The sequence below is a fragment of the Bacillota bacterium genome (assembly GCA_030019365.1).
Classification (GTDB): Bacteria; Bacillota; Sulfobacillia; order JACIYH01; family JACIYH01; genus JACIYH01.
Genome location: JASEFA010000009.1, coordinates 1 through 26,952 on the forward strand (window position 1 = coordinate 1; position 26,952 = coordinate 26,952).

Here is a 26,952-nt window from a genome sequence, read left to right on the forward strand (position 1 = left end):
CCCTCAGCTAATCACAACATCCATGCCTATCCTGGCAACTTTCAATTTCTCTGACGCCGGCACAGCGCTGACGCACGGACTTGGCCAGGGCCGCCGGCAAGCCAACAGCACGGCCGCTGACAGCGCCGCAAGCGGCGACCCGCAGGCGGAGTGCAGCGTTCACACCTTTCATGATCGGGGGCGTCCATCACCTTTCATGAGGGGGGGCGTCCATCATTTTTCGTCGGACGGCGTCCGTGGTTTTTTGAAGGACGGTCATCCGCGGAGGCACCGCGGCGCCCTTCATCGGGCCGCGGCCATGCAGGTGGCGGGCAATTGACGATCTACTACCTGCAGTTACCAGCATTAGATAGTTAATTGCTCAGCCAAGCCAGCCGTATTCAGAGCTCATATGCCGGTTACGCCTCGCTGGGCTTTCGCGCTGCCCCCGTACCTCAGTTTTTGCGGTACGTCGTACCGTGATTTTTGTACGACTCCCCATTCCGGCGGCGGTGCACCCGGGTGGGGTCAGGTGGCCACGTCCAGGAGACGGCGGCGCACCCGCGCGGGATCAGTGGAAGGTGGCCACGTCCAGGAGGCCACGCTGCCTGGCCACCCTCTCACAACCCACCAGGACGGCCAGGCACACCAGCACCAGCAGCACGGCCGTGCCCAGCAGTATTGCCAGGATCATGCCATCTGACGCCCAGGCCAGGGAAGCCGCCATGCCGTGGCCCAGGCAGGCCCGCCGCAGGCCCTCGACCCACCAGGTGAGCGGAAGCACACGGGAGACAGGCTGCACCCATGCGGGCAGGATGTCTATGGGATAGACCACGCCCGCCAGGACGTAGAACAGTCCCGCCACCGCCTCCGAGTACGCCCCACCGTGCCGGGCGCTGATCAGGTATACGCCGGCCAGGGCCATCCCCATGGCCGCGCACGCCACCACCCCCAGCAGCAGCACGGGCAGGAAATACGGCCAGTTGACCCGGGCCAGGTGCAGGGGCAGCCCCAGGAACAGGCGGCCGAAGACGAGCAGGATCACCACGGAGAGCGCGCCGATGGCGGCGCCCGCCGCCGCGCGGCCCGTGATGTACCACTGCAGGCGTCCGGGCAGGATGTAGATGTAGCGGAAGGTGCGGAAGAACTCCCGGTCCTCCAGGATACACCAGCTCACCCCCATCATGACCTGCCCCACGAAGGCGAAGAAGGCGTTGCCCAGGTACACGTGGGCGAACATGGGCGATGAAAGGGCGTCCCGGGAGATCACCAGGTACATGAAGACCAGGATCAGCCCCTGTGCCACCGGCCGGAAGATGGAATACACTGCGAACAGGAAGGGGTCGGTCCAGTTGGAGCCGATCTGCCAGCCCAGCCAGGCCCCCGTGCGCAGCACGTGCCACCCTCCCGCCTGGCGCAGCACGTGCCACCCTCCCGCCCCGCGCAGCAGGTGGCTGTCCGACGCGCGCCGGCCGTCCCGGCTGCCCGCCCCGGAGGAGGGGGAGCTGCCGGTCGTCTTCACTGCCATCGCATGGTCAGCCTCCCTTCTCGCTTGGCGATCCGCTCCATGTGGGCCAGGGCCAGCGCGGCACCCACCAGGTACAGCACGGCCAGCCCGGCGTTGATGGCCACCTCCACCCCCGCCGGCAGGAGCCCCATGCCGGCATCGGCAAAGGCCAGCTGGCGGAGGGCGTCCAGCCCCAGGGTCAGGGGGACGACGCCCGCCAATGCCGCCGCCCAGAAGCCCAGGGCCCTGACCGGGAAGTAGAACCCGCACAGGAGGAATATGGGTTCCTGGAGGAGGTTGGACAGGTGCCAGGCCTCCCGCCCGTGCAGCAGGAAGAGAGAGGCAAACACCATCCCAAGTCCGTACAGGGCAATGAGGGTAACGAGGAACCCCACCACCAGGAGGCCCAAGGCATCCGTACGGTACTTTACCCCGAAGGCGAGGCTGCCCAGTATCAGGGCCCCGGCCGCCCGCACCGTGGTCTGCACCATGCCTCCGAAGGCCATGCCCCCCAGAATGGCCATCCGGGAGATGGGAGCGACGAAGAACAGCTCCAGTTGCCCGCTCTGCTTGTCAAAGTAGAAGGTCGACCCCATCCCCCACAGCACGTGCAGCCAGTAGGCCGAGATGGCACCCCCCAGGATGACGTAGCCGACGAACACCTCGGGAGCCTTTATGGAGCGGTAGATGTACACGTAGGCGACCACACCCAGTACGGGCAGGACGGTGTCGAAGAACAACCAGGAGAGCTCCCGGTTCGTCCCTACCACGCGGACGTAGGCACGTCCCCACAGTGCCCGTAGGTTGTCAACCAGGTACGAGCCCGCCGAGTGCCCTCCCCCGCGGCGCATGGAGTGTGCTGCGGTCCCGCCCGGCGCCGCCCCGGTGGGGTACGCCTCGGCACTCTCGGGAATCCCGCGGGGAGACGATTCAGGCATGGTTGTCACCTGCGCCTTCCTCCAGCCCCCTGCCCACCAGGGACACGAAGACGTCCTCCAGGGTGGGTTCCTCCTTGCGGAAGGCCTTCACGCGGATGCCCGCCTCATCCATGCGTCCCATCACGGGGACGATGGCCGCCTCCTCGTGCAGGATCAGGCTCAGCTCGCACGCGCCGCTGCCGGGCACCACCCGCCGGCTCGAGGACTTCACCCCCGGCCAGCCTCCCACGGTGCCGGCCAAGCGCTCGTCCGCCGCCGCCCCGCCGTCGACCTCCAGGCGGATCACCACCTCCCGGCCCAGCGACCGCTTGAGGGCTGAAGGCGCACCGCAGGCCAGGATGCGCCCCCGGTCGATGATGGCCACCCGGTCGCACAGCTCGTCGGCCTCGGCCATGTAGTGCGTGGTCAGGAGCACGGTGCGGCCGGCCCGCTCGCCGATCCACTCCCGGATGAAGCCGCGGATGGCGCGGGCGGCATTCACGTCAAGGCCCACCGTGGGTTCGTCCAGGAATATCACGGCCGGGTCGGAGATGAAACCGCGGGCGAAGTTCATCTTCTGCTTCTGGCCGGTGGACAGCCGGTTGATGCGGGAGTTGGCCTTCTCCCCCAGGCCCAGCCTCTCGATGAGACCGTCGACGCGCCGCATGGCCTCGCGCGAGGGGATGCCGTAGAACTGGGCGAACATCCACAGGTTCTCCCGCACGGTGAGGATGTCGTATCCCACCGATTCCCCGCCGGAAACCATGTTGATGATGCGCTTCACCGCCATGGGATCCTTCACCACGTCGTGGCCCCCCACCAGGGCCCGGCCCGACGTGGGGTAAAGGAGCGTGGCCAGGATCTTGATGAGGGTGGTCTTGCCTGCCCCGTTGGGGCCCAGCAGGCCGAACAGCTCCCCTTCCCGCACCTCCATGTCCACCCCACCCAGGGCGGTTACCTGCCGCACCACCCGGTCCCGCCGCCGCCGCAGCCAGCCCCCGCGCCCACCGCCCACGCCGGCATCTGGCTGCTCCGGGCCGGCGGCGGACCGCCCCCTGTTCTTCTTCTCACCACGGACGGAGAAGGTACGGGTGAGCTTCTCCACCTCTATCGCCAGCATCTGAATCCTCCCATCAAAAGAGAGCCGGGTTGCCCCGGCTCTCCCGCAGAAAAACGAAGACCCACCGGCTGGAGCCAGGGCAAGAAAGCCCTTGCCGCTCCGGCCAGGGGCCCGGACAGCCTCACCTGGACCGGGCGGTTTCAGGTTGCGCCGCTTACCTCACGGATGCGCACCACCGCACCTCCTCCCATCTCGACCCACGCGAGAATACCACACGCCTGCCACGCATGTCAATAACAGCCAACCGGACCGGGCGCCGGTGGCACTGCGGGGCCGGCGGCGACGAGCCGGCTGCTCCATCAGCGGACGGGGCCAAACGGGTTCTCCCGTCCTTCCGATGGCGGTGGCAGCGGGGGAACCTGCAGCCTTACGGTCGGCCGAGGGGCAGTGGGACCCGTGACCGGAACAACCGGATTCAACTGGAAACCGATCTCCAGGTCAAACCGCACTGCCGCTCCCGCGGGCCGCAGCGACGCCAGGCTGATGCTGGCGGTATGCGGGAACCACCGCAGGGCCTGCAGGAACTCGGAAACCGGGCCGTATCCTCCTGTCCCACTTACGCGGACCGTGAACAGGCCCTTGTCGCCAGCGCCGAAGGTCAGCTGCTCCCAGGACAATCCCCAGATGTCCTGAGCAGCTTGCAGGAGCATGAGCACTTCCGAAGGACCAAAGGGAGCGCTCACATCCCGCCCCTCACGGGTAACTGCTTCACGCAACTCCTGCAGTCGATCGTCGAGAGCGGCCTCCTGGCCCTCCAGGTCACGCAGGCGGGATACCAGCTGCTCACCCTCGGTCACTTCCACCTTCAGCGCCCACAGGTGGCTCAGGGCGGGTAAGAGCATAGCGGCGGTCAAACCGCCGAGGACGAGGAGGCTCGCTGCCGCCGCCATGAGTAGCTTTTCTCTCTGCGTGAGCCCCCTCAGCTTCATCTGCTCCCCTTCCAGGCGGCGGTGACGGTAAACACCAGAAGACCTTTCTGCTCGCCCCGCGTCACCTGGGCCAGAGCAACCCGGTCGAGGTAGGGGCACCCTTCGAGAGCCCGTACCAGGGCGGCAGTTGCCACCAGGTCAGCAGCCTGACCCGACAGATGCAGCGTCGTACCGTCCCAGCGCAACTCCCGCAATACGACCTGCGGAGGGGTGACACTCGCCAGAAACCAGAGGAGCTCGCCCCAGGGAGGAATCACGGCTCCGGTCGGAGTCCTCGCCTGGCCCAGCAACTGCTCCAGGCGGGCGACTTCCGCCTTCTTCTCGGCCACCCGGTCCAGCCGTGCCCTTTCGGCCTCCACCCGAGCCAATCTACCTTCCCATGCTTCCACCTGGTGGATCAATTCCATCCGTGCCCCTACCAGGCCGGCTATCAGCACGCCGGCAACCATGGCCAGGACCAACCGCACCCGGCGCCTGCGGGTGCGCTCTTTGATCTCTCGCGGCAGCAGGTCAATGGTGGTCACCTCGTGTTCCCCCGCAATGACAACCCCAGGGCGAGGAAGTGCTCCGGCCCGAAGGCCAGTGGGTCACAGGCCCATCTGACCCGGTCCTCGGGAAGTCGGGCGAGCCCGATCCACCGGGGACCGACGGGAAGCCGACCCCACCGGGCCAGGGCCTGCTCCAACCACGAGGCCAGCACCTCGCAGAAACCTTGCAGCCTGGCCCCTCCCCCCGTCAGGAGAATTCGGGGCGCGACACCACGCTCACTCTGGTCCAGGTAGTACTCCACCGTCTTGCTGATCTCACCGGCCAGACGGTCCGCCAAAGGCCTCAGTTCGGAGATCTCCAGTCCGCGTTCCCTCTTGTAGGCCTCGGCAGCATCCTCCCCCACGCCGAGCTCCCGCTCGAGGACCTCCGTGAAGTGTTGTCCCCCCACCGGCAGTACCCGCGCGAGCAAGGGAGCGCCCTGCCGGCCGGCGAAAACCAGCGTCCCCATGGCCCCCGCATGCACACCTATGGTCAATACCGGCTGGGGATCCGGGCCCCGGTCCATGCTCCCCGCCAGCTCGAGCGCCCGCGCCAGTGCCACGCTATCGGTTTCCAGGGCAAGGGGTACCAGACCTCCCATTTCCACGACCTGTGCCAGTCCCCGCACCGTCCCAGAATGAGCAGCCACAAGCAATACCTTCATCTGACGCTCGCTCCGGCCGAGGACGGTAAAGTCCATCTCGGCCTCACTCCAGGGGAGAGGCAGGTAATGCTCCCCTTGCAGCCTGAACATGGCTTCCAACTCACGTCGCCCCATGGGGGGCAACTCTACCTGCCTGGTGATGACCCTCTGTCCGTCAACGGCGCTCACACAATGGCGACCCCGGAAGATGTTTCTCGCCTCCCTCAGGAGAGAGGCAACCCGGGCGAGATCCTGGATCTGTCCTCCCACAACCGCCCCCTCCGGCACCGGCCAGGTCCCGTAGCGCCAGATGGTGAGCATACCTCCGGACATTTCGGCCTGCACCACTTTCAGCCACCGGGAACCAATGTCGACGCCCAGGATTCCCCTTGCCCGGCCTGTCCCGGGCGCGAGGCCGGAAGACACATCCCGCCCGGCTGCAATACTCTCCGTGGCCTCTGCGGGTTCCTCCAGCTCCGCGGCTACCGCAGCCTCCTCGACCTCCCCGACCTCCGCCACCTCACAGATCATCTCGTCGCCGACTCTGCCCTCGACGGATCCCGCAGTTCCTGCGCTCTCGTCGTCGACTCCGGCCTCCACGGGTCCCGCGGCCCCCGCGCTCTCGCCGGGGACGCCGCCCTCCACCGACCCTGCTGCCACCGTGCCGGCGTCGTCGACGCGGCTCCCCGCGGCAACGGCCTCCCGGCCGGCATCGGGGGGTACCACCGCCTGTGCCCCGCCAGGCGGCGATGTCGCCTCAGGCGAGCCTCCCACGGCCGGGGGCGTCTCTGCGGGAGCAGCACCCACCGGGAGAGTCCTCCCGGACAAATCCTCATCTGCCGCGGGCGTGACAATGGGGGGGACGGCGTCGTCAACTGGTGCAGTGCAGGGCGAACGTCCGTGAGCGCGCCATCCGGGGCGGGAAAAGAGAGAGACAGCAGCACGCAGGGGAGATCGTCCGCCATCCCGCGGGGCGTTGCGCCCTATGGTCCCGTCGATGGACAGCCGGGCGGGGAGAGGCGCGTATCGGGTCGGAGAAAGCGCAGGGAGCGGCCAGGCCTTACCGCTGGGCCGCTTCACCGCCGGCCCTGGCGCGAGCGGCAGAGGTCCCATCAAGCCCCGTACCTCAGGTTCCGTGATGCCATCAGCGACAACGGGGTGACGCGTTTTCCCCGGTCGCTCTCTCTTTACGGACATGGCCCTCTCCCGCCCGGGCACACCCGGTCAGCGCGGCGCATTGCGCGCCTGGACACCGGTTACCAGAGCTATGCCGGGCTCCCCCTGCAAACTTAGTGTTATGCGGTACAGACCACCGCTCTCCGAGTTGATCGAAAAAGCAGATACTCCCGTTAAGGCAACCGATCCGCCCGTCCACTCCGGCCACCCGTCGTACCAGTCCCGGGCGGACCGGTACACCTCCGACCCGACCAGGTAGTATTCCACGACTCTCCGCTCCCCACCTGCCCTTCTCACCGCGTAAGCGATACCATCGCCGCCGGATGCCGTGCGGACCTCGCATGCTGCCCTGAGCCCCGGTTCGTCGCCGGCCCCGTCCACCAGTTCCCTCAATACGGCCACGGCCCGCTCCTGACGGTACGCCTGTTCCGTCGTGCGTCCGTAACCAGCGGCGAACAGCACCCAGGCCTGGTCGATCGCCAGCACCGCGATCCCGAGCACGGCCACGGTCACCACTACCTCCACCAGAGTAAGACCCTTGTGCCCGTGGCGCAAGCTCACACCTCCGGGCGGTACCAGCGGTACCACAGGAATACAGCTTCGACTACGTTACGATCGCCCAATGCCAGCGACAAGCGCACGCGCACCATTCGCTCGGTCCCATGCCCCACAGGCTCGAGGGTCCGCGTGAGAACAAACTCAGTTCCGCCGTAATGCTCAAACGTCTGGGTGACGGGCGCAGACGGCTCCCCGATGGTCCCTCCTTCCAGGCCGGTCCTGGTTTCCTCGGCGGCGAGCACCAGCAACTCCAGCGCCTCCAGGCGGTAGCGGCTCAAGCTGACGCCGCGGGAGGCCGTAGCCAGACACGAAAGAAAGGGAAGCAGGGCTACGACCAGGATCGCGAGCCCCACCACCAGTTCGAGAAGGCTTACCCCCCTCTGTTCTCTTCGCCAGCGGCCCAGCCTCCTCATGGTGCGCACCACGTACCCGCGGTAACCTGCCACCAACCCGCCAGCGGTTCCCACGGGAGGCCACCCCCGAGTTCTGCGATGGCTGGATTCCACTCACAGGCAGCCTGCTTCTCCTGAGTGAGAGAATGACAGACCAGCGCCCCTTGAAGATGGGAATCCTTACCCATGGTCACATCCACATCAGGGGCGTACACCATAGCGACACACGCGGTTTTGTCCCCCAGCTCAAGGACCTCGGTGCTGTTGCCGGGCGCAAGTACCACCAGCACACGGGGCGCCTGGTCGTCAGCCGGCTGTGAACCCAGGACCGCTTTCCGATCAGCTACCAACCTGCCTCTGATATTGAGAGTCACAGGGGCGTCCGCCGACTCCTGGGTCCACAGGGCATCCTTGCCCAGCAGGGTGGGCCCGTCAATGGTCCACGCGGACGGCCCCTCACTGTGCACCTTTCCGACCTTCCCCACGGACAACACCCAACCGTCCGAATCCGCCGGATCACCGTATACGTAGAACCGCACCTGCCCCGGCCCCACACACTGCAAGGTGGCCTTCTCGCCGAGGCGCACGTACCCCTTGACGTATACCCCCACCGGACCGTCCGCCTGGATTAGCAGGCTCTCGTTGTTTTTCACATCGATGCGATCGAAGACATGGGTTCCGGCCGACAGGGACGTCCGGTAATCCCACTGGGACACAGGTGAGGGCAAAGCCGGCATCTCGAAGTCGATGGGTGGAGGAGAGAAATCGGGGCCGTAACGCGGATCTGCCGGATCGGTAGCGATAACACCATCCCGCTTGGGACCCGCCGAGAAGACGGAGCCAGGAACCAGCGGCTGCTGGCCTGCCTCCACGGTGACGAGCCGGGCAGCAACTCCGGCCCGCCCCGTGGCACGCACGAGCAGCCGCCGAGCCTCGTCGTTCCCCGCACGGGAGACCACAACCTGGTAGGAACCCAGCGCCCAATCCAGCGATGCCCCGGAGGAGAACTCCTTTTCACCTCCCGGGGCCGGAACATCCAGCGTACCCGAGTTCAGCTGATGCAGTGCGTCGGAAACTCCCGACTCCGCCAGATAGAGGGCCTGGGCACGGGCGATTTCCACCGCCGCCCGCCTGGACCCACTGGCCGCCCATCCCAACAGCGACAGGCTTAGCACCGACAGGGCCGCAACGAACACCACCGCCAGCAACAGCACCGACCCTGCCTCAGCCGGCCGATCCTCGCCCCGGATGCTGCTCACCAGCGCAGCCCCCGTACAGCCCTGTCTCCCGGGGTCAGTCTGCCTTCCCGTGCTCAGGGCCCGATAATGTCATCCTGGTATATTGTGATGGAGCTGGTGTCGCTGTCCCTGGCTTTGATCAGCGCGTAGAACCCGTGCGTAGCGTCAGTGGCGTAGCTCTGGAACGTGAAATTTGCCCTGCTCTCCTCGGCCGGCAGAGAGACATAGTCCAATATGCACGTGCGCAGCGCATCGTAACCGGCAATGCCACTCGGATATGCATTGTTTTCCGACCTGTACATGAGCAGGGCGGTCTGGATGTTCTTGGCGTCGGCCTTGGCGGCCTTCTTCTTGGCGTTGTCCACGTACCCGCCGACGGACGGAATGGCCACGGCCGCGAGCACACCCAGGATGGTGATGACTACGACCAGCTCGATGAGAGTGAAGCCCCGACGGTCCCTCCTCAGACCCTTCATGATTCCATCCGCTCCCTTCGCTACCGGGCATCCCGCCCGTTAACTGAGGACATGTTCGCCATTTGTGGTAAAAATCCTCCCGACTACCACATTATCGGTAAATGCTGGTCAAGGCCCATATCCACCGGGTGGGCCGGTCAGCGATACCAGGAGCCGGGTCGCCTCCCGGAATACCGCCTCCAGTTCCGCCGCCGGGGCGCCCACAGCCTTCTGGAATTCAGAACGGTGAGAAAGCATTAAGGCCAGCTCTTCCACCGCCCGTCGTTTCTGCCCGGCAGCCTCATATGCCAGGGCCAGGTGCAAGCGGATGCGCGGCTCCCAGCGGAAGAGGGTGACCGCCCGTTCCAGGTGCGCCAGGGCAGCAGGTACGTTTCCGGCTTCCACGTACAGGCTGCCAGCGAGGTCCTGGAGGTAAGGATCGTAAGGGTTGATCCGGGCACCCGCCAGAGCGGCATCAACGGCCCGCGCCCGCCAGTATGTGCGATCCCGCGCACCGCTCTCGCGGGCCTCCATCTCCCGGAGGATGTGGGCCAGCAACATGGCGGTACGGGGATGCCCGGGCATGACGGCCCGGGCCACCTCGGCCCGGCGCAGAGCAAGGGGCAGGCTTCCCTCCTCCAGGGCATCCTGGGCCCGCTGGCGGGCTACCAGGGCGCCATATGGTCTCACTCCCAGAACCACCGCCACCAGGAGCAGGAGGGGCAGAAGCGTGGGTAGGGCGCGCGGCAACCATCTTCTCAGTGCGGTTGGAACAGAAACCCGATAGACAACCGCCGCCGATGGTGCCACCCTTACCATCACCCCCAGAAGGGTGAACAGGAGCAGCACGACGGCCGGAAACTGCAGGTCCAGATCAACCAGGCTGTGGGCCAGGATAGCGGAGACTCCCGCCGCGCTACCCGCGCCCACCCCGGCGCAAGTCATGACAGGATTGACGCCACGCCCGGTCCCGGTGGCGTCCTCCCCAGGGGGAGCTACGCGGGCACGAGCCCGGTGGCCCAACCGGCGCGCCCCCTGGACAGTGCCCGCCAGGGCGGCCACCACCGCTCCACCCCCCACCAAACCTAGCTCCGCCAGGAACTGCAGATAATCACTATGCAGGTAGCTGGCAAACAATTCCGGGGTGAGCTGGTAGGCCGTGGCTACCTGATGATACGATCTCGCTCCCAGGCCTACCCAGGGACTGGCCAGGAAGGCCCGCACACCGGAGCGCCAGAACTCCAGCCGCCCGGCCCAGGAAGCACTACCCCCCACCGTTATCACCCGCTCCCCCGCCAGGCTGAGGCTCCGGGCATGAGCCGAAACGGGCAGGCCCCGGCCGGCAGGTTGGAGCAGGAGGAGGGCCACGAAGATGAGGGCACCGCCCAGCACCGACAGGACCAGGCACCGGGCAGCGCGCCGGCGGTCGGGAGCCAGCCACAGGAACACGGCCAGCGCCAGGGGAACGGTCAGCAACGCTCCCCGGGAACCGGTGTACACAATGGAGGCGACCAGTGACGACGCGCACACGAGCCCGAGCGCGTACCACCTGCCCGCCGCCCCCGCAGCCAGCCCCAGGGTGACGGAGGCCAGTGCCAGCAGGTAGGCACCATAGCTGTTGGGATATGTGAAGGGACCGCTCATCCTGGCTGCGGGAAAGGATGAGGGGAAGTTCCAGTACTCATAAAGGGTGTATGTTGCCAGGGCGCCCCCGAGCAAGGTGAGCACACGGACCAGGCGAACCACGACCCCGTCATCCATCAGGCGAGAGATGCACACGTACAGCAGGGCGGCAGCGGACCAAAAGAGGGCCTGCTCGTAAGAATCCGAAGGAGCCACCGACCAGGACAGGCTCAGCGCCATGACCAGAGGCAGGGCAACCCACAAGTCCGGACCGTAAAAGTCCAGCCGGGCGGCAGCAGACTCGATACCGGGACGCAGCAGGAGGTACGCGGCGAACACCACCAAAAGGTAGATGAGAGTGCGGGGGCCCGTGTACCACGAACCCAGCGGCCACGGCGAGACCAGAAGCGCTATTATCACCAGCCGGGCCGCCCAGGTCATACGCCCCACCTTCGCCCCGAGCGAAACGGTCCCCGCAGAGTTCCTCAGCCCACGTAGCGCAGGACGGAGAACATGGGGAGGAAGAGGGAAATCATGATGCCACCCACCACCACTCCCAGCAGGACGATGACCACTGGCTCAATCAAAGCTGTCATGCGGGCCGACAGTCGCTCGGCTTCCGTCTCGAAGGCCTCTGCCACCCTTACGAACATGCGGTCCAGGTTGCCGCTTTCCTCGCCCACCGCCACCATCTGACTCACCATGGGAGGGACGAAGGGCCCGGGAACCAGACCACCGGAGAGGCCCCTTCCCTGCTGCACACTGGTCTCAGTCCGTTCCAGGACGTCGCGCAATACCAGGTTGGCTGCGGCCCGGCGCGCCACGGCCAGGGCGACGGGGAGGGGAACCCCGGCGTCCAGCATGGCGGCCAGGGTGCGGGCGGTACGTGACCACGCTTGATCCACCAGCAGATCGCCCATCATGGGCAGCCGGAGCAGGAACCGCTCGTACCCCTCTCTCATTCCCCGCCGCCCCCGCAAAAGATGCCAGACAACCACCAGGGTGGCGATGCCGAGTGCCACCACGTACCAGAAGCGCCGCAAGAAGAAGCTCAGCCAGGCCAGCACCCGCGTGGGCAGCGGAAGCGGCGCCCCCAGCGTTTCGAACAGGGAAAGGAACCTGGGGACCACGAAGAACATCAGGAAAAGCACCGCCGCACAGGCCACGACCAGCACGAGGGCAGGGTAAGTGAGGGAGGATTTGACTTTGGCCATAGCGGCGTCCTCGCGCTGAAAGTGATCGGCCAGTCGATTCAGCACATCTTCCAGGTTGCCCCCCACCTCACCCGCGGCCACCATGTTGGAAATGACTTCCGGAAACACCCGCCCCTGGGCGTACAGGGAAGCGCTGAAGGTATCGCCCGCCTCCAGCCTGGCGATGACCCGCCCCAGCACGGCGCCCAGGCGGGTCCCCCGATTCTGGCGCTGGAGCACGCGCAGAGAGGTGACGAGGGAGATGCCGGCCGCCAGCATAGTGGCAAGCTGGCGGCACAAGCGAGCGAGCTCGGTTCGGCTCAACGGCCGACCGGGGACCGTCAGTTCTCGCCGGACAGCCCGGGCTACATCCCGGTCTACCTCCAGGTTTGTCACGAGCAGGCCCCGAGACCTCAACTGGGCCAGGGCGGCCTGGCGGTCAGGCGCCTCCAGGCGTCCCCGGGCCACGCGCCCGTCCTGGTCTCGTGCCCTATACAGCCAGGCCGGCATACCCCGCCCCCCCGCCCGCCAGCTTCACCCGCCGGACGCATTCCTCTTCGGAAATCAGCCCGGTATCGCGAAGGCGCTGGAGGGACTGGCGCATGGTGACCATACCGAGCGCGCTCCCCGTCTCCAGCACCGTTCCTAACTGGTGGAGCTTGCCTTCGCGGATCAGATTGGCGGCAGCCGGAGTGCACAGCAGCAGCTCGAACGCCGCCACCCGTCCCTGCCCGTCCGCCCGCGGGATCAACTGCTGCGCCGCCACCGCCACCAGCGCCCCGGCGAGCTGAACGCGCACCTGGTTCTGCTGGCCGGCCGGAAAGGCGTCCACGATGCGCGCCACCGTCTGCGCGGCATCGATGGTGTGCAGCGTGGCCATGACCAGGTGTCCCGTTTCCGCCGCTGTGATGGCAGTGGCCATGGTCTCCAGGTCGCGCATTTCCCCGATCATAACCACATCCGGGTCCTGGCGCAAAGCCGACCGCAGCCCGGCGGCGAAGCTGGAGGTATCGGTACCCACCTCCCGCTGGTGGACCACGCTGCGCCGGTGGCGATGGAGGTATTCAATGGGGTCTTCCAGGGTAATGATGTGCCGCTCCGAATTGCGGTTGACGGTGTCTATGAGAGCTGCCAGGGTGGTCGACTTGCCGCTCCCCGCCGGACCGGTCACCAGAACCAGGCCCTTGGGGGCAAACGCCGCCACCACCAGGGCCGGGGGAATCCCCAGTTCGTCTAGGGAAGGTACCTCGGTCGGGATGACCCTGGCCGCGAAAGCTATGGTCCCCCGCTGGCGGAACACGCTGATGCGGAACCGGCCCAGGCCCGCCACCCCGTACGAGAAGTCGACCTGGCCGTCTCTCTCCAAATCCCCGCGTTGATCGGGGGTGGTCACCTCGTGAAGGAACTCGTTCATCTGGTCGGCACTCACTGCCGGCAGGGGGGTGCGTTCCAGTCGCCCGTCTACCCGGAGCACGGGAGGAAGACCCACACCCAGATGCAGGTCAGAGGCACCCCGGTGCACAGCATTCCCGAGCAAATCGCGCATGGTGACGGACAGATTCGCTCACTCTCCTCCGAACGCAACCCGCCTGGCTTCTTCCAGCGAGATCTGGCCCAATAACGCCTTTTCGATGGCATCCTGTTCCAGGGTACGCATGCCTGCCCCCACCGCGTATTCGTGGATAGCCACCGCCGGCTGCCGGGCCAGGATGAGGTCGCGCACCCCCTGATCGACGCGCAGCAGTTCGAATATGCCCACGCGCCCCTGAAAACCCAGCCCCTCACAGCGGGGGCAACCGGAAGTCCGCTTCAACTCCAGCGGGCCGGGGGGCAGCGCTAGGGCAGCCCGTTCGGGAGCATCCTCCGGGAGCACGTGGGTCTGGGCACAATGGGGACACAGGCGCCTGGCCAGCCGTTGCGCCAGGACGGCCCGCAACGACGAAGCCACCAGGAACGGTTCCAGGCCCATCTCCAGCAATCGGCTCACGCTTTGGGCGGCCCTGCCGGTATGAAGGGTGCTGAGGACGAGGTGCCCGGTCAAGGCGGCCCGTATGGCAATCTCTGCCGTCTCGGGATCGCGTATCTCACCCACCATGATGATGTCCGGGTCCTGCCGCAGGATGGCACGCAGGGCCACTGCAAAGGTGAGGCCGGCCTTCTCGTTGATCTGCACCTGGCTGACCCCGGGGATGTGGTACTCCACGGGGTCCTCGACGGTTACCAGGTTCAGCCCGGGATCGTTCAGCCAGACCAGGGAGGCGTGAAGGGTGGTGGTCTTGCCCGAACCGGTGGGCCCGGTGACCAGTACCATGCCCCGGGCCTGGCGCAGGATTTCCCGGTAGGCATCTTGAACGTCGGGCAGAAATCCCAGATCCTCCAGGCGGGTGATGGCCTGAGCCCGGTCCAGCACCCTGATGCTCACTTTCTCGCCGTGCGCGGTAGGCAATGTGGCCACGCGCAGGTCCACCGACCGGCCCTGGTACTCAGCCCGAAAAGCCCCGTCTTGCGGCAACCGCCTTACCGAGATATCCATGCCCGCCATCAGCTTGACCCGGGAAATGGCGGGGGCCTGGGCCCCCCGGGGCACATCCAGCGCCTCCCGCAGGATGCCGTCCACCCGGAACCTCACCCGAGCTCCGCGTTCGTGCGGTTCGATGTGGATGTCGGATGCCCGCGCGGAAAGAGCCTGCTCGATGATACCGGTCACCAGCCTGACGACAGGGGCCTGCTCCACGAGCTCTCGCAGCCTGAAGATCTCGATCTCCTGAGGTTCCTCGGGGGCCAGGGTTTCCTCCAGGAGTCCCATCTGGTACACGCGCCGGAGGGCATCCTCCAGCGCCCGACCGGGCACCACCACCGGCTGTACGGTGAGCCCCGTGAGCAGGCCCACGTCCTCCTGAGCAAGTAAGTCCAGGGGGTTGGCCATGGCCAGTTCCAGGACCTTTCCTCGCCGGGCCAGAGGAAGCACCCGGTGCCGCCTGGCCACCTGCTCGGGGACGAGCTTCACTACCTCGCGCTCCGGGTTGACCGTGGAAGAAAAGCGGAATCCCAACTGCTCGGCGAGGGACCTGGCCAGCTCCTCCTCGCTGATCACCCCCATTTTGACCAGTGTTTCCCCCAGTTTCGTTCCCGACTGCCGGGCCTGTTCGAGGGCCTGTTCGAGCTGGGGAGCACTTATGCATCCTGATTCAACCAGGATCTCCCCCAGGCGCCTGGGTGGAATGCCAACCGCCCCCTTTACAGGTTTCGACTTCTCGTTCGCTCTGCAAGCGCTAAATCCTGCTCCGGTTGAGTTCCTGCCAGAGACGCCTGACGCGGGCACGCAGGTCGTCCGGAGAGCCTTCGTTGGGGATGACGCGGTCGGCCAGGCGGGCCTTTTCCGCGAGGGGCATTTGCGCCCGCACGCGCTCCTCCGCTTCCCGCGGGGACATACCGGTGCGCCGGCAAAGGCGCTCAACTTGCTGCCTGGGGGTGCAGGTCACCACCCACACCTCGTCCACCATGCCCGGCATGCCAGCTTCCAGCAGCAACGGTGCGTCTATCACCAGAACCCGCACACCCTGGCGCCGGGCCTGCTCAATGGACCCGCGAATGATCTCGATGATGGGGGGATGGGTGATGGCGTTCAGGTCGGCGAGAGCCTCCGGGTCATTGAAGACGACGTCCGCCAGGCGCTTGCGGTCGAGCGACCCGTCCGCACGCATGATCTCACGCCCGAACCGCTCTGCCACCCGCGCGAGCACCGGGCTCCCCGGCGCCAGCACCTCCCGCGCTACCTCGTCGGCGTCCACCACCCGGGCACCCAGATCGCGCAGGATGGCCGCCACCGTGCTCTTGCCGCAGGCAATCCCGCCCGTCAGCCCTATCACCAGCAACGCCGCACTCCCTCCATCCCACGATCGGCGCGCACCAGCAGGCGCCGGTTAGGGGGATTGCCACCACCAGTCGTGGACGTTCCAGCACCAGCCGTAGGGCGACGCCACCGGACCCGTCAGCCCCGGTCTCACGGCCAGGAACACCCTCTCCGTCCACAAAGGCAAGAGGGGCACCTCCCGGCACACCAGGTCCGTCACCTGCTGGACCAGGGATTTCCTCGTGGCGGGGTCCAGCTCCTGCCGCAGCCGGTCGAGGAGCGCATCCAGGGCGGGCTGGCGGTAGGTGAACACGTTCCCACCCCTCCCTCCCGCGGGAATCTGCCCCGAATGCAGGAGGGGGGTAAGGTCTGGATTGGCGGGGAAGGGTTCGGGGATCAGTGCCAGGTCGTATTCGAAGGGCGGAAGCAGCCGGGCCACGAAAGCGTCCGGGTCTTCCTCCCGCACCGTGGCGCGTACGCCCACCGTCCCCATATACGCAGAGACGAGCCGGGCGGCCCGAGCCCGCAGGGGATCGTCTCGTGGCACCATCAGGTCGAGAGAAGGGGGTTCCCCCAGCTTCTGGACCAGCCTGCCGGCCGCACCCGGGTCGTACGTCCCCCACGCCACCTCGGGGGGATATGCCCAGGAGATGAGCGGCAGGGGGTGGGGGACCTCACGCACGCCCAGGGTTGACGCGAGCGTAGGGCGGTCGATGGCGTGGACAATAGCCCGGCGCAGGTCGGCCGGGACGCGCTGGCAGTTGAAAGCCAGGGCTATGTAGAAAGACTGATGGGTCTCGATCACCCGCCATCCCGCGGCCCGCGCTCGCTCCGCATCGCCGGGGAGCACGGGCCCGAAATCGACTTCTCCGCGCAGGACAGCGCGGCTGGCCTCCGCCAGGGAGGGATAGATGCGCACCACCAGACCGTCGAGATGAGGCCGCCCCCGGTGATACCGGAGGTGGGGGAGCAAGGCTATCTCCCGCGGCTCCCCGCCTGGCGACGCCGTCCCCCCTTGCCCTGGCTCCAGGCGGAAGGGACCCGTTCCCACCGGCTGGTGGGCTGCACCCGCCCCGTCGGTCAGCAGGTGGGCAGGCAGGATGGGCACCGTAGCCAGCCAGTAAGGGAAGCCGGCGTCGGGATGGCTCAGGAAGAATCGCACCGTGCGGCTGTCCACCCTCTGCCAGGTGAGCCCGGGAAGGGGATCCCGATGAGAACGGAGGGTGAACAGCACGTCATCGGACGTCACCTGTTGCCCATCGTGCCACACGGCATCGGGGCGAATCCGCACCGTCCAGTAGGCGCCGCCCCGTCCTCCCGCCCAGCCCACCGCCAGATCGGGGAACACCTCCCCCCGGCCGTCCACGCCCGCCAGGGCAGAGAAGAGCAACCCCGCCATGATTCGCTCCGCCGGGGTGCGCGCCTCCCGGGGATCCAGGGATGCCACTTCGCCCGGCAGGGCCACCCGCACTGTTCCTCCCTGCCGCACCTGGGTGGTGGGCACGCTGGCGCGCGGTTGCCGCCGGCATCCCCCCGCCCCCACTCCCGGGAGCACGAGCAGCAGCGCGAGCAGCACCACGTACAATGACACTGCGGCCCGGCCGCCGGCGCCCGCCGGCGCCAGCATCCCCTGCCGGCCTCCCCCGCCGCCGGGCGGTCCCGGGCGGGCTTGAGGATCGAACCTCTCCACGTGATTCCTCCCGGCCCTATCTTTGGCAGCGGGGGCAAAAGCATGTGCTGCGACCGCCCAGCCGCTGCCTGGCCACCGGTGCGCCGCAGCGCGGGCAGGGCTCCCCTTCCCTCCCGTACACCCGCAGCCGGAACACGAATTCACCGGGCTGGCCATCGCCGTCCCGGTAGTCGGAAAAGGTGGTTCCCCGGGCGCTGATGGCCTCCGCGAGTACCTCTTGCAGGGCATCCCTCAGGGCCCCCACCTCGGCCCGGCTCAGTTCCCCGGCCGGGCGCAGGGGATGCACCCCGGCGCGGTGCAGGGCCTCATCCGCGTATATATTCCCGACCCCGGCCAGTATGTGCTGGTCGAGCAACACCGCCTTCACCGGGGCCCTGCGCCCGGAAAGCATGCCGGCGAGCACCGTGGCCGTGAAATCCCCGTCCAGCGGCTCCGGCCCCAACCGCAACCGGGGATGGGCATCCACGGCATCGGCCGCCAGCAGCTCCAGGTAACCGAAGCGGCGCTGATCCTGGTAGTACAGGTCCCCCCGGTCCAGGGAGAACACGGCGTGGACGTGCCGGCCAGGGCCCGGTTCCCCGGGCGGCACGAAGATGAGCCGGCCCGTCATCCCCAGGTGCGTGTGCAGCACCATCGGCCGCGCGTCGCCCAGGAAGATCAAGAGATGCTTGCCGCGCCTGTCCAGGGCGGTGATGCGCTGGCCGGCCGCGGCGCCGGGCTCCTCACCCCGCCACACCGAAGGAGTGAGCAGATCCACCCGCCCCACCACCTGCCCGAGCAGGTGGGGCTCGAGGGTGCGCCGGATGGTTTCCACCTCGGGCAACTCCGGCATGGCGTCACAGGGGCGAGAGGTCGTACCAGGTGGGACCCGCGCTCAGATCCACCACCAGAGGCACGGCCAGATCCATCACCTTTTCCATACACGACCGCACCAGGCGGGCAGCATCGTCCAGCTCCTGCCGGGGAGCCTCCAGGATGAGCTCGTCGTGGACCTGCAGGATGATGCGCGCGCGCATGCCCCGCCTGCTGAGTTCCCGGTGCAGGTTGACCATGGCCAGCTTGATGATGTCGGCCGCGCTCCCCTGCAGGGGGGTATTGATGGCGGTACGCTCGGCGAACCCCCGCTCCTGGGGATTGCGACTCAGTATGGTGGGCAGCTGCCGCCGCCGTCCCATCAGGGTGGTGACGAATCCCTGCGTGCGCGCCGTCCCGAGCACCTCGTCGATCCACCTGCGCACCCCGGGGTAGCGCAGGAAGTAGCTGGTGATGTACTCCCGTGCTTCCCCGCGACCGATGCCCAGCTGCTGGGCCAGGCCAAAGTCACTGATCCCGTATACGATCCCGAAGTTGACCGCCTTCGCCCGGGACCGCATCTCGGCGGTGACTCCGTCCAGAGGGACCCCGAAAACCTCCGAGGCGGTACGCCGGTGGATGTCCTCCCCGTTCCGGAACGCCTCCACCAGGCCGGGGTCACCGGACACGTGGGCGAGGAGCCGCAGCTCGATCTGGGAGTAGTCGCCCGAAAGGAGAAGCCAGCCCTCCTCGGGGACGAACACCTGGCGGATGCGGCGGCCCAGCTCGTCCCGCACCGGGATGTTCTGCAGGTTGGGATCGTTGGAGGAAAGCCGGCCAGTGGCCGTGACCACCTGGTTGAAGGTGGTGTGGACCCGTCCCGTGGCCGGGTTCACCAAAGCGGGCATGCCGTCGAGGTAAGTCCCCTTGAGCTTCACCATGGTGCGGTGCTCCAGGATCTTCTCCACCACGGGGTGGACAGCGCGCAGCTCCTCCAGGGCCTCCGCGCTGGTGGAATACCCGGTCTTGGTACGGTGTTTGGCCGGCAACCCCAGTTTGTCGAAGAGGACCTCCTGCAACTGCTGGGTGGAGTTGATGTTGAACGTGCACCCCGCCAGGCGATGGACCTCCCGGGCCACGGCCTCGATGCGGCGCCCGAAGTCGTTGGCCAGCTCGCGCACGCGTTCGAGGTCCAGCCGCACACCCACCCGCTCCATCTCAGCCAGCACAGGGAGCAGGGGCATCTCCACCTCGTCCATCAGGCGGCCGAGGCCGGCTGCTTCCAGCTCAGCTCGCAGGGGAGTGATAACGTCCCGGCAGCAGGCAGCCTTTCCACCCAGAAGAGAGGCGGCAGTACGCACGTCCAGGGACCGGAATGAGGCTGCCTGTTTGCCCTTGCCCAGCACGTCCTCCCGCGACGGCACCTTCCGGCCCAGGAACTGGTGGGCAAGCTGCGTGACGGGGTACGCCGATCGCGTGGGATCGAGCAGGTAGGCGGCCAGCGCGGTGTCGAAGGTCATGCCCCGTGGACGGACGCCCTTCCCCAGCAACCAGACCAGGAGCGACTTCAGGTCGTGCCCGCTCTTGGGTACGGATTCGTCTGCCAGCAGCCCGGTCAACTGCCCCCTGATCTCGTCCCAGGACAGCCCCTGCCCGCCGGTCGCGAGGGGCACATACAGCACCCGGCCGGGCGCCGCCAGCGCCAGTCCCACCAGGCTGGCACGCACCGCCGGTGATCCCTCAAGGTGGGCGGCGACCCCCAGGGTCCCCCGCCTGCACGCCTCCAGGAAAGACGGCCAGACCTCTTCCAGTTCCCTGGCGGAGGCCACCGCCTCCGCCTCCGGCAGACCCTCGCCCATGGCGCCAACCACCGCTTCCCGCCCGCGGGAAAGGTCCTGTTCCGGCTCAACACCTCCCTGTCCGCCGGGCGCCGGCACGGCGCCTCCCGTCCCGGCGGGGACCGAGACAGTTCCTCCCCCCCCGGCGGGGATCGAGACAGTACCTCCCGCCCCGGCCGGCGAACCTTCCCGGTCCAGCACCTCGAGCAGTTTCTGCCAGACGCTGCGCAACTCGAGCCTCTGGAACAGCTCCTCCGCGCGCTCCAGGTCGGCCGGCCGCCAGCGGCAGGCCTCCAGGTCGACTTCCAGTGGCACATCCGCATCGATGGTGGCCAGCTTCCGCGAGAGCAGGGCCTGCTCCCGATGAGTGAGCAATGCCTCCCTCACCCGCCGGTTCTCCTCCACCTCGCCGGCGTGTTCCAGAACCGCATCCAGGCTGCCCCAGCGCCGGATGAGGCGATACGCGATCTTCTCGCCGATCCCTGGCACTCCGGGGATGTTGTCCGAGGCATCCCCCATCAGGCCCTTGACGTCGGGCACCTGGGCTGGGGTAATACCGAATTCCCGCTCCATGGCTTCCCGGTCATACCGTACCAGGTCGGTGATGCCGCGGCGGGTAAGAACCACGTGCACGTCTTCATCGACCAGCTGGAGGGCGTCGCGATCGCCGGTGACGATGAGCACCCCCAGCCCGGCGCGGCTACCCTCGCGGGCCAGCTTCCCCAGGATGTCGTCCGCTTCGTAACCCTCTTTCTCGAAGACGGGCACTCCCAGAGACAGGAGCACTTCTTTGAGGACGGGCACCTGCATCCGGAACTCCTCCGGACTCCCGGCCCGCTGGGCCTTGTACCCCTCGTACTCGACATGACGGAAGGTGGGTTCGGCCCGGTCGAAGGCCACCGCCAGGTAGCCAGGCCGCTCCCCCTGGACCAGGCGCAGCATCATGGCCAGGAAGCCGTGGATGGCACTGGTGGGCACGCCGCCGGACGTCTTCAGGTCGGGCAGCGCCCAGAAGGCCCGGTGGGCCAGGCTGTTACCATCAATGAGGATCACGCGGTCCCGCGCCACCGCTCCCGCCCCCCATGCACAGTAATAACCGCCACATCTCCCACCCCCGATGTGCACCACGTACGCCCCTTACACTATACCACCAAATAGAAAAGGCCGGGTGCGATACACCCGGCCCCGCATATGCCGGAAATGTTAACGGTGCCAGCGTCCGTGCCCGAAGCGGGCATACACCAGCCAGGCCAGGCCGCCCAGCAACAGCACCGGGAATGCCTGGGCTACGTATACGATTGCCTCCTGTCCCAGCCTCTCCATCGCCTGCACCGTCCCCACGAAGGCCACCTGCGCCCTCTGCCAGGGACCCAGGGTGGCCACCATACCTGCCTCGCGGAGGACCACCTGCAAGGCGGCCATGTTCTGGTCCTCCTGCAGATACTTCATCCGCGACTCCAGCGATTCAATGTCGGCCTGCAACCGGTATACCTCGTACTGGATGCGCAGCACCTCGTCGATGTTGCGCGCGTTGGCCAGCAGGTCATTGAGGGCCTTCTCCTGCACCCGCATGATGCGCAGGCGGGCCTCTGCGTCCACCCAATCCTGGGTGAGGCTGCGGGTGGTCACCTTCTCTCCCAGCACCCGGCCCAGATCGCGGGCCTTGGCCATGACCCCGCTCAGGGAGCCACCCGGGACCCGCACCACCACCACGGCCTGGCGCCTGCCGTCCTGCGACGTCACCGTGGAGTCCTGCAGGTAGCCGGCCGCCTCCTCGGCCAGGGAGGTGAGGCGTGACACGGCCTGGTCGATGTCCACCACCTGCAGATCCATCTCGCCCTGCAGGGCGGCCTGCATCCCCTGTACCTGGCCGGCCGCCACCCAGGCACCGCCTCCCGCGGACTGGGGCCGCACATCGGGAGCCACGGCCGGACCGGTGACCTGGCTCAGCCCGGCGCTGCGATCGCTACTGGCCACCTCGGTCCCGGTGAGGACGCGATCCTGCGCTCCTTGATCCCATTGGGGGGAAGACGCACGGCCGAGGTCACCAGACAACAGCGAGGGCGCCAGGAAGGGGTTGGCCGCCGGCATCCACCAGCCCCGACCCAGGCCGGCCAGCGTCACCAGGCTGGACCCCAGGAACACCACCAGACATGCCACTGCCAGGGCACGCGCCCAGGCGGGAGGGAAGGAAACCGGACCGGGCAAAAGGCGCCCCAGTCTGGGTGCCAGCACCAGCCGCCACGACCGTCGCGTCAAGCTGTCGTGCAGGCTCTCCCCGAATCCCGCGGGAAGGGGCTCTTCGGGCAACGCTCCCAGGGCGTCCACCAGCGCCTGCAGCTCTGCAAGTTCGCACCGGCATTCCTCGCACTGGTCCAGGTGCTCCTCGAGATCTGCCCGCTCCGCCGCCGGGAGTTCCCCATCTACGCACAGGGACAGGAGTTCACGCGCCTGCTGGCAGTTCAACGACCGGGCCTCCCTCTGTCACTTCTGACGTTCGGGCCCGAAAAAAGTTCCTGGGAGGCAAACCTTGCCTTCAGGGCGCTGCGGGCCCGGTTCAGGCGCGATTTGACCGTGCCCAGAGATATGTCCAGCGCTTCGGCGATCTCTTCGTAAGCGAGACCCTCGATATCCCGCAACACCAGCACGGCGCGGAACTCCGGGCTGAGGGACCGTATCCCCTCCCAGATGACCTCACGCACTTCCCGGCCTTCCGCCTCTTCCACAGGATCGCCCGCCGTGGAAACGAGTTGCCGCGGGGTCTTCTCCCCTTCCGCCGAGGCCAGGGGTTCGTCGAGAGACACGGCCGGATGGCGGCGACGGCGCCTGGCCTCGTCGCGGCACACATTGAAGGTGATGCGATACAGCCATGTGGAGAAGGCACACTCCCCGCGGAAATCCCGCAGGCTGACGAATGCGCGCAGCAGCGCCTCCTGGGCCAGGTCACTGGCGTCTTCGGGATTGCGGCTGAGGCGGAGGGCAAGGTTGTAGACCTTCTGCATGTATGGCGCGATTAACTCTTCGAAGGCCTCCACGTTGCCGCGCCTGCACCGCTCAAGGAGGCCTTCGGCATAGCTGTCCAGAGGGACCCCCTCCATTCAAAGGGCCAGAAACCTAGTTCGACACCTCATGCCCAACTCCTTTCCCTCCCAGCCAGGAACCTTCGTCCAGCAGGCGCACAACCGGTTCCTCGCGGGCCGGGGCGGCCGCCCATACGAGAACCGGACCTTCTTCCACCCAGGCGAAGGCATCCTCACCCAGGGGCAGCGCCTCTTCGGGCCAGGGGCAGAGGCTCGCCACCCGCTGGGGAGCCGGCCTCATGCGGCCATACGGGTCCGGCCACACCATCAGCGCCGTCCCCCAGCTGGCAGGATCGGCCACCAACCTCTCATACACTATTCGCACCGGCACTCCCTGATATGCCCACCGCCAGAGCAGGGCCACGTCGCTCTCTGACAGCCTGATACATCCGCGGGAAACCGCGTGACCGATGGACGCCGGCGCGTTGGTGCCGTGGAGGCCGTAACCGGGCAGGCTCAGGGCCAGGAAGCGCGAGCCCAGGGGGTTATCCGGTCCGGGCGGTACCGGAGGACCCCCCTCGGGAGGATACCAGGTGGGACGCATGCGCCTGGCCACCACCCGATAGATGCCCGTGGGAGTGGGCTGCGATGGCTTCCCTATCGCCACCTGGTAGCAACCGCGCAGCAGCCCGTCCCTCCACACCTGGAGGCGCATGGCGGGCAGATTCAGCATGAGGAAGTCACGAGGGAACTCCCCCACCCCCCCAGGGTGCGGCATCGTACCCGCCACCGCCTGCGCCTCCTCGCACGCAACCGCGGTGCCACCACCAGAGCCGCACACGCCAGCCAGCAGTACTCCAAGCAGGGTCAGGACGACCCGACGTAGCCACACGAGTGCCAGGGAGGATCACATCCCGCCCTAGCACTCTATGCGCGCTAACGCCGCCTCTTCTCCTCCGGCGGACGCCGTGCCCGGCACTTGCTCAACTGGCGTCGCACAAAACGCACCGTTACAATGGAGTTGCAGGGGCACGAACGGTTTGCTAAGATAGGCTTGGGCCGGAGTGCTGGAACAGGCAGACGGGTCCGCCTCAAAAGCGGATGGGGTTAATCCCCGTGTGGGTTCGATTCCCACCTCCGGCACCAGTACTCCCCTTCCGGGACATCGACATTGCGGTCTGGATTGACCCGCCTGTGGGCCCACATGCGCCAGTTCCTGCACGGCATCTTGCACGCCTGATCACATGTTGCAGGCCTGTGCATCACTTAAGTACCGGTCACCCTTCCGTATGACCGGAGGCCCACACCGTCACCCAGTTGACAGTATCGGCCCCCACACGGTCAGCTGAGTGACACTGATGCCCCCCGGCACCTCGCCAAGGGGGAATGCTGGTCACATAACTGGCAAGTGACCGCACTTATGGTAACGGTCCGGAGCGACCGGACCCGGGCGAGGTCGAGGACTGGCGGGGGAGAACTCCACACGGTCAGCTCACTGACAGTGAAAGGCCCCGCACGGTCAACTGGCTGACGGTGTGGAACCGAGCGTTAGGGGGCCGGAGATCAGGGGGAGTCAGGGGACGCGGGGGGGTCGTGCGCCAAGGGGAGGAGTCAGGGGACGCGGGCGCGGCCGCGGTAGACAAGGCCGCGGCGGGCGTCCACGGTGACCACGGCGCCGGTCTCAAGCCTGCGGGTGGCATCTTCGGCGCCGATCACGGCGGGAAGATCCAACTCCAGGGCACAGATGGCGGCGTGGGAACTGAGGCCACCCTCCTCGACCACCAGGGCTGACGCCCGGCGCAGCAGGGGGACGTAGCCCGCGTCGGTGGCAGGCGCCACCAGCACATCGCCGGGCTGGAAGCGGCTCTGGATCTGCTCCAGGGAACGGCCGGCGCACACGCGGCCGGAGCCCGCCCGGAAGCCGACGCCGCGGCCCTGCAGGAGGATTTCCCCCACGGTGTGGACGCGCAGCAGGTTGGTGGTGCCAGGCACCCCCACGGGAATGCCGGCCGTGATCACCACCAGGTCGCCCTGGGATATGTATCCGGCCGCCAGGCAGGTGGCGATGGCCTCGGAGAACATCTCCTCGGGGTCTGCGGTCTGGGAGGCGGGCAGGGGCTGGACGCCCCATACCAGGGCCAGGCGCCGCCGCACGCGCTCGTGAGGGCTCAAGGCCAGCACCGGGCAGGCCGGCCGGTATTTGGCCACCATGCGGGCCGTGTATCCCGACTGGGTGGGGGTGATGATGGCGGCGGCCCCGAGGTCGCGGGCGGCTCGGCAACTGGCGTGGCTGATGGCGTCGGTCACCGCCTCCAGGGGAGCACCCTCCCGGGCGGCCAGGATGCGGTCGTAGGGGAGAGCTTCTTCGGTGCGGGCGGCGATGCGGGCCATGAACGCCACCGCCTCCACCGGGTACTTGCCGGTAGCCGTTTCCGCCGACAGCATCACGGCGTCCGTGCCGTCCAGGATGGCGTTGGCCACATCCGACGCCTCGGCCCGGGTGGCGACGGGTCGCTCCACCATTGACTCCAGCATCTGGGTGGCGGTGATGACCGGTTTGCCCAGCCGGTTGCAGCGGGCGATGAGGTCCTTCTGCACCAGGGGAACCTCCTCTGCCGGCATCTCCACTCCCAGGTCGCCCCGGGCCACCATGAGCCCATCGGAGATCTTCAGGATGGCATCCAGATCCTGCAGGGCCTGGCGCGTTTCGATCTTGGCCACGATTTCCTGGTCGCCGCCCAGTTCCTCCGCCACCCGGCGAACCTCCACCACGTCGCCAGCGCTGCGCACGAAGGAGCAGGCGAAGAAATCCACCTCCTGGCGGACTCCCCAGGCGATGGCCTCCCGGTCCGCATCGGAGACGGCGGGCAACCGGAGCAGGCCGCCCGGCACCACCACCTTCTTCCCCTGGGCCAGGATGCCCCCGCGCTCCACCCGGCAGCGCACCTCGTCGCCGGCCACCCCTTCCACGACGAGAGCTATGTTGCCATCGTCCAGGAGCAGGAGCTGGCCGGGAGAGACGTCGCCGGCGAACCCTCGATAGTTGACAGCCGCCCGCCCGACAGGGGTGTCCCCACCCCGGTGGCCCCCCGGGAGGTCTTCGACCGTGCCCGCGGACGTCGAGGCCGTGGTGAGGGAGAACCTGGCGCCCCTGTCCAGCAGCACCGAGCCTCCGAGGATGGGACCCACGCGCACCTCGGGGCCGCGCAGGTCGACCAGGACACCCAGGGTGGCCTTCTCCTCGCGGCACACCCGGCGCAGGGTCTCCAGCCGGGCCTGGTGCTCCTCCAGCCGCCCGTGGGACATGTTCAGGCGGGCCACATTCAGGCCGGCCCGCACCATGGCCCGCAGCACCTCGCCGTCCGAAGACGACGGCCCCAGGGTGGCCACCACCTTGGTGCGGCGCCATCTCCCGCTCATGGTCGTCCTTCACCTCTCATCTCTCCTCGTCCTCGGTCCACCCCGAACCCCGAGGCCTGGCGTCGGCGGGGCCTGGGGGGA

Annotated in this window: 22 protein-coding genes and 1 tRNA gene; 1 reads left to right on the forward strand and 22 read right to left on the reverse strand. The window is 67.5% G+C overall.

Features of this window, described 5'->3' with window-relative positions; genetic code table 11:
* Window positions 1-550: 550 nt before the first annotated feature.
* From QME70_11355 to QME70_11455, 21 genes are all read right to left on the reverse strand, one after another.
* Entirely contained in the window at window positions 551-1,507 is a 957-nt protein-coding gene (locus QME70_11355; protein ID MDI6895172.1) for an ABC transporter permease, read from the reverse strand.
* Window positions 1,498-2,424, reverse strand: coding sequence for an ABC transporter permease (locus QME70_11360; protein ID MDI6895173.1), 927 nt, complete (start codon window positions 2,422-2,424; stop codon window positions 1,498-1,500). The genes QME70_11355 and QME70_11360 overlap by 10 nt, the downstream gene beginning before the upstream one ends.
* Window positions 2,417-3,523, reverse strand: a complete 1,107-nt coding sequence (locus tag QME70_11365) for an ABC transporter ATP-binding protein (GenBank protein MDI6895174.1) — start codon at window positions 3,521-3,523, stop codon at window positions 2,417-2,419. The genes QME70_11360 and QME70_11365 overlap by 8 nt, the downstream gene beginning before the upstream one ends.
* Window positions 3,524-3,822: 299 nt before the next feature.
* Window positions 3,823-4,452, reverse strand: a complete 630-nt coding sequence (locus tag QME70_11370; protein ID MDI6895175.1) for a hypothetical protein — start codon at window positions 4,450-4,452, stop codon at window positions 3,823-3,825.
* The gene (locus QME70_11375) at window positions 4,449-4,976 is read right to left on the reverse strand and encodes a PilN domain-containing protein (protein MDI6895176.1); all 528 of its coding nucleotides are present in this window, start codon (window positions 4,974-4,976) and stop codon (window positions 4,449-4,451) included. Before QME70_11375 ends, QME70_11370 begins: the two co-directional genes overlap by 4 nt.
* The gene (pilM, locus tag QME70_11380; protein MDI6895177.1) at window positions 4,973-6,430 is read right to left on the reverse strand and encodes a type IV pilus assembly protein PilM; all 1,458 of its coding nucleotides are present in this window, start codon (window positions 6,428-6,430) and stop codon (window positions 4,973-4,975) included. Before pilM ends, QME70_11375 begins: the two co-directional genes overlap by 4 nt.
* A 417-nt stretch (window positions 6,431-6,847) precedes the next feature.
* Complete coding sequence (locus QME70_11385) at window positions 6,848-7,354, reverse strand: prepilin-type N-terminal cleavage/methylation domain-containing protein (protein MDI6895178.1); 507 nt, start codon at window positions 7,352-7,354, stop codon at window positions 6,848-6,850.
* 2 nt (window positions 7,355-7,356) lie between these two features.
* A complete protein-coding gene (locus QME70_11390; GenBank protein MDI6895179.1) occupies window positions 7,357-7,803 on the reverse strand; it encodes a prepilin-type N-terminal cleavage/methylation domain-containing protein in 447 nt (148 codons plus the stop codon).
* Window positions 7,767-9,008: a hypothetical protein gene (locus QME70_11395; protein MDI6895180.1), complete on the reverse strand. Its 1,242-nt coding sequence runs from the start codon at window positions 9,006-9,008 to the stop codon at window positions 7,767-7,769. The genes QME70_11390 and QME70_11395 overlap by 37 nt, the downstream gene beginning before the upstream one ends.
* Before the next feature lie 53 nt (window positions 9,009-9,061).
* Window positions 9,062-9,463, reverse strand: a complete 402-nt coding sequence (locus tag QME70_11400; GenBank protein ID MDI6895181.1) for a prepilin-type N-terminal cleavage/methylation domain-containing protein — start codon at window positions 9,461-9,463, stop codon at window positions 9,062-9,064.
* Window positions 9,464-9,571: 108 nt separating this feature from the next.
* Window positions 9,572-11,506, reverse strand: coding sequence for an O-antigen ligase family protein (locus QME70_11405; protein ID MDI6895182.1), 1,935 nt, complete (start codon window positions 11,504-11,506; stop codon window positions 9,572-9,574).
* A gap of 44 nt (window positions 11,507-11,550) precedes the next feature.
* On the reverse strand, window positions 11,551-12,768 hold the full coding sequence (locus QME70_11410; GenBank protein MDI6895183.1) for a type II secretion system F family protein: 1,218 nt from the start codon (window positions 12,766-12,768) through the stop codon (window positions 11,551-11,553).
* Window positions 12,749-13,804: a type IV pilus twitching motility protein PilT gene (locus tag QME70_11415; protein ID MDI6895184.1), complete on the reverse strand. Its 1,056-nt coding sequence runs from the start codon at window positions 13,802-13,804 to the stop codon at window positions 12,749-12,751. The genes QME70_11410 and QME70_11415 overlap by 20 nt, the downstream gene beginning before the upstream one ends.
* Window positions 13,805-13,822: 18 nt before the next feature.
* A complete protein-coding gene (locus QME70_11420; protein MDI6895185.1) occupies window positions 13,823-15,358 on the reverse strand; it encodes a GspE/PulE family protein in 1,536 nt (511 codons plus the stop codon).
* A gap of 172 nt (window positions 15,359-15,530) precedes the next feature.
* On the reverse strand, window positions 15,531-16,127 hold the full coding sequence (gene coaE, locus QME70_11425; GenBank protein ID MDI6895186.1) for a dephospho-CoA kinase: 597 nt from the start codon (window positions 16,125-16,127) through the stop codon (window positions 15,531-15,533).
* Between the two features lie 54 nt (window positions 16,128-16,181).
* Window positions 16,182-17,801: a peptide ABC transporter substrate-binding protein gene (locus tag QME70_11430; protein MDI6895187.1), complete on the reverse strand. Its 1,620-nt coding sequence runs from the start codon at window positions 17,799-17,801 to the stop codon at window positions 16,182-16,184.
* Window positions 17,802-17,817: 16 nt separating this feature from the next.
* Entirely contained in the window at window positions 17,818-18,633 is an 816-nt protein-coding gene (gene mutM / locus QME70_11435; protein ID MDI6895188.1) for a bifunctional DNA-formamidopyrimidine glycosylase/DNA-(apurinic or apyrimidinic site) lyase, read from the reverse strand.
* Between the two features lie 4 nt (window positions 18,634-18,637).
* Window positions 18,638-21,499: a DNA polymerase I gene (polA, locus tag QME70_11440; protein ID MDI6895189.1), complete on the reverse strand. Its 2,862-nt coding sequence runs from the start codon at window positions 21,497-21,499 to the stop codon at window positions 18,638-18,640.
* Between the two features lie 135 nt (window positions 21,500-21,634).
* Window positions 21,635-22,897, reverse strand: coding sequence for a DUF4349 domain-containing protein (locus QME70_11445; GenBank protein MDI6895190.1), 1,263 nt, complete (start codon window positions 22,895-22,897; stop codon window positions 21,635-21,637).
* Window positions 22,894-23,529: a sigma-70 family RNA polymerase sigma factor gene (locus QME70_11450; GenBank protein ID MDI6895191.1), complete on the reverse strand. Its 636-nt coding sequence runs from the start codon at window positions 23,527-23,529 to the stop codon at window positions 22,894-22,896. Before QME70_11450 ends, QME70_11445 begins: the two co-directional genes overlap by 4 nt.
* Before the next feature lie 16 nt (window positions 23,530-23,545).
* A complete protein-coding gene (locus QME70_11455; GenBank protein ID MDI6895192.1) occupies window positions 23,546-24,241 on the reverse strand; it encodes a L,D-transpeptidase in 696 nt (231 codons plus the stop codon).
* A gap of 268 nt (window positions 24,242-24,509) precedes the next feature.
* Between QME70_11455 and QME70_11460 the strand changes: the two genes are divergently transcribed.
* Window positions 24,510-24,597 (forward strand) — tRNA-Leu (locus QME70_11460).
* Between the two features lie 465 nt (window positions 24,598-25,062).
* Here the strand turns inward: QME70_11460 and pyk are convergent.
* Complete coding sequence (gene pyk / locus QME70_11465; GenBank protein MDI6895193.1) at window positions 25,063-26,871, reverse strand: pyruvate kinase; 1,809 nt, start codon at window positions 26,869-26,871, stop codon at window positions 25,063-25,065.
* Between the last annotated feature and the right edge of the window lie 81 nt (window positions 26,872-26,952).